The sequence below is a fragment of the Moorena sp. SIO4E2 genome (assembly GCF_010671945.1).
GTDB classification, from domain to species: Bacteria; Cyanobacteriota; Cyanobacteriia; order Cyanobacteriales; family Coleofasciculaceae; genus Moorena; species Moorena producens.
Genome location: NZ_JAAHIE010000861.1, coordinates 1 through 2,431, shown reverse-complemented (window position 1 = coordinate 2,431; position 2,431 = coordinate 1). Strand labels below are relative to the sequence as shown.

At 43.8% G+C, this 2,431-nt stretch carries 3 protein-coding genes; all 3 read right to left on the bottom strand.

Features of this window, described 5'->3' with window-relative positions; genetic code table 11:
* Positions 1-733: spermidine synthase (locus tag F6K37_RS38235; protein WP_502887814.1), on the bottom strand; the 733-nt coding region annotated here is incomplete at its 3' end.
* A 3-nt stretch (positions 734-736) separates the two neighbouring features.
* Entirely contained in the window at positions 737-967 is a 231-nt protein-coding gene (locus F6K37_RS38230) for a hypothetical protein (protein ID WP_287256303.1), read from the bottom strand.
* Between the two features lie 127 nt (positions 968-1,094).
* Positions 1,095-2,090 (bottom strand): hypothetical protein, encoded by a 996-nt coding sequence (locus F6K37_RS38225; protein WP_287256301.1) that lies wholly within the window; start codon positions 2,088-2,090, stop codon positions 1,095-1,097.
* Between the last annotated feature and the right edge of the window lie 341 nt (positions 2,091-2,431).

Here is a 2,431-nt window from a genome sequence, read left to right as displayed (position 1 = left end):
CCAGCTTGTCGCTAATCGGAATGGCTAAGGGAGCCAAGGTAAACAGGAGAATACCTAGGGTTAAACCCAAATATCCCCAGGGCCGCAGTCTGGGAAAGCGTCTGCCAATGGCAAACACCATCAAGGCGGGTAATGACCCTAAGACAAAAGCCGTAGGAAATAAACCGATAATGGGTAATAAGAGGATGGGAAAAGCGAGGGAACCCAGTAGTGCTCCCAAATAGTCTAAGGCTAAAACACCTGCTAATGCTTCCCGCACCCCTTTGTCCAATTCCAGAATTCGGGTCAGTAGCGGCACTTCCAGTCCTGCTAGTACTCCCAGGACAATAGTGACGAAGAATAAACCCAGCCAGATGGAACCATTGCTAACAAATACAGCAAATAGTCCCAAAGGCAATAGGGCAGTTAGGGGAGCAATGAGTAGTTCAACTTTGACAAAGACTAAGAGTAGTTGGTGTTGTAGAGATGGGGAATTGGTCTGATTGACAGCAATAAACTGACTCAGGTAAGACCCTAGACCCATTGCTGCGAGAAATACTCCAACGGAAATACCATAGGATAGAGCTTGATTCCCTACCAAGTAACTTGCTAGAGTTCCCAGCAACAGTTCTACCGCTAGTCCACAAATTGAGGAAACCGCAGCAGCAATCAGGAGCAACCAACGCTGGTCCCGTTTGAGGGATGGGATGCTAGATTTAGGTATCGGTTTCCCATCTGATATCGCATCTTCCATCGTCTATTTCCCGGTAGCCGGACCGCCTCCGCGAAAGCTACCATAGTCTGAGCGATTGGGGGACGATTTCCAAGTACCTAAATAATAGTAACCGGATAAATATGTCCGATGTCGGGGCCAGTAGTTCTGTTGTTTTTCTTCCCGCAGGACAAGGGCTGAACGCTGAGTGTAACCTGCGATTATGGTAAATAGTGCGATCGCAACTGTCGTGGCTGTCAAAATTTTACTCAACATGGGATCAATTCCTGGATGGAAAATACAAGTAGTGCGAGCAAGATGCTCGAAGCGCGTGACACAGCTAAAACTGTGTAATAGATTTTTTTCTCGATATCCCACACTCCCCTAGCTGTTTCTAAGCCATTCATGGCGTATCAAGGGTTGGGCTAATTTTTACGACCTCAACGCTTTTTAAGGTACGGCTGCCATCAATAACTCTCAAGGTTGTGCGATCGACAGATGCATCTGGGCATACTTCCACATAGAAGCCATAGGAACTGCGAGATTCCAACAGGAAGAATGTTTGTACTTTACCTGTTGCTCCCTTGATCTTGCCGTTGTTTTTGAGATAGGTCATAGGCAAGGGAAACGAACGGTTATAGATTTGCTCACCATAGGAGTCCTTGAGAAAAAGGCGAACTTCTAGTTTCGATGGGGAAGTTTCATCTGCCTTAACATCAACTTTAACCCGCACTAGGCGATTTGCACCACCGACTGTAGCGTGATCGCTGGGGTCGCTATCGTTAATCGTTTTGGAGATGGCTTTTTTCCCGGTTAATGGCGTTGCATATAAAGTCATCAAGGTAAGACATAATGTCGTCACTAAACCTGGCCAAAGATAGCGCGTATCTATCACTCCATTTTGGACAGTTACCTGAAACGGCACTGGTTGATCAAGTACTTGTCCTGATGTATCCCCATACTCCAAAACTGCAATGGCAATGGTCACCATCTCATCCTGCTTGGCGCGAACATCAAGTCCTCCTAACAGGTCATCGTCTTGCCATGTACCAGACTCCCCATCATCATACCAAGTTCCTGATTCATTCCAGGCTTGCTTGATGGCGGAGGCGAATGGTTGACCTTGGCCATCGAGTAACTGGATTTCATAAGTAACCCATCGGTTAAGGGGAATTCTTGCTTTAGCTTCTATGCGAAGAGCACCAATCAGCTGGCGCTTGAGGGACAGTGGTTGAAGTTGCAGCGGTTCCTCTTCCCTGGCCCTGACGGTAGTAGATAGCAGTGTTTTCTGGAACAGGGAAGCACCGAATAAGGCTAAAAATACCAGTAGTGTAGACCCGATAGCAATATAAGGGCAGGGGTCTATAAAACGACTAGTACGTTGAGTTTGAATAGTCACTGGTTTTTATTGTGTCTCTATAGACTATTATCTACACCGAGCCAGAGGTGATGTCCACAAACTCCCGTTAATAGCACCAGTGGGAATTGTCTGACCAAAGTAGAAAAGAGTTTTTGTACCAACACGACAGGCATATTCCAATTCTAAATTCTAAATTCTAAATTCTAAATTCTAAATTCTAAATTCTAAATTCTAAATTATAAATTCTAAATTATAAATTCTAAATTCTAAATTCTAAATTCTAAATTCTAAATTCTAAATTCTAAATTCTAAATTCTAAATTCTAAATTCTAAATTCTAAATTCTAAATTCTAAATTCTAAATTCTAAATTCTAAATTCT